Origin of the sequence: Clostridium acidisoli DSM 12555, from assembly GCF_900176305.1 — a bacterium.
Classification (GTDB): Bacteria; Bacillota; Clostridia; order Clostridiales; family Clostridiaceae; genus Clostridium_I; species Clostridium_I acidisoli.
On the sequence record NZ_FWXH01000001.1, the window covers coordinates 1 to 1,417 of the forward strand.

Here is a 1,417-nt window from a genome sequence, read left to right on the forward strand (position 1 = left end):
GTTGGCAAATCCGCCTGATTAGTTGAGGTGTTACGGGGAGCTAATTTTAGCGAAGTATCCGATTTCACACTGCCAAGAAAAGCCTCTATCTAGGCGTTTGGTGCCCGTACCGCAAACCGACACAGGTAGGTGAGGAGAGAATCCTAAGACCATCGGAAGAATCGTTGTTAAGGAACTCGGCAAATTGACCCCGTAACTTCGGGAGAAGGGGTGCCTGCTTTATGCAGGCCGCAGAGGATAGGCCCAAGCAACTGTTTAGCAAAAACACAGGTCTCTGCTAAAGCGAAAGCTGATGTATAGGGGCTGACGCCTGCCCGGTGCTGGAAGGTTAAGGGGATCCGTTAGAGCAATCGAAGCGGTGAACTTAAGCCCCAGTAAACGGCGGCCGTAACTATAACGGTCCTAAGGTAGCGAAATTCCTTGTCGGGTAAGTTCCGACCCGCACGAATGGCGTAATGATTTGGGCACTGTCTCAACAACGAATCCGGCGAAATTGTAGTGCAAGTGAAGATGCTTGCTACCCGCGATTGGACGGAAAGACCCCGTAGAGCTTTACTGTAGTTTAGCATTGAGTTTCGGTATTGTCTGTACAGGATAGGTGGGAGACTTGGAAACAGGAGCGTCAGCTCCTGCGGAGTCAACCTTGGGATACCACCCTGACAGTACTGAGGTTCTAACCGGAGGCCATGAAACTGGTCACGGGACATTGCTAGATGGGCAGTTTGACTGGGGCGGTCGCCTCCTAAAAAGTAACGGAGGCGCCCAAAGGTTCCCTCAGCGCGGTTGGAAATCGCGCGTAGAGTGCAAAGGCAGAAGGGAGCCTGACTGCGACACAAACAAGTGGAGCAGGGACGAAAGTCGGGCTTAGTGATCCGGTGGTACCTCGTGGGAGGGCCATCGCTCAACGGATAAAAGCTACCTCGGGGATAACAGGCTGATCTCCCCCAAGAGTCCACATCGACGGGGAGGTTTGGCACCTCGATGTCGGCTCGTCGCATCCTGGGGCTGAAGTAGGTCCCAAGGGTTGGGCTGTTCGCCCATTAAAGCGGCACGCGAGCTGGGTTCAGAACGTCGTGAGACAGTTCGGTCCCTATCCGTCGCGGGCGTAGGAAATTTGAGAGGAGCTGTCCTTAGTACGAGAGGACCGGGATGGACTGACCTCTGGTGCACCAGTTGTCACGCCAGTGGCACAGCTGGGTAGCTATGTCGGGAAGGGATAAACGCTGAAAGCATCTAAGCGTGAAGCCCACCTCAAGATTAGATTTCCCATAGCGTAAGCTAGTAAGACCCCTGAAAGAACATCAGGTTGATAGGTCAGAGGTGTAAGTGCAGTAATGTATTTAGCTGACTGATACTAATAGGTCGAGGGCTTGACCAATTAATACTTAATTGTTTTCACTATGCAATTTTGAGAGTA

At 52.3% G+C, this 1,417-nt stretch carries 1 rRNA gene; it reads left to right on the plus strand.

Annotated features, from left to right (window positions below):
• Positions 1 to 1,378: ribosomal RNA gene (locus B8978_RS00005) — 23S ribosomal RNA — on the plus strand; the annotation flags it as partial.
• Between the last annotated feature and the right edge of the window lie 39 nt (positions 1,379 to 1,417).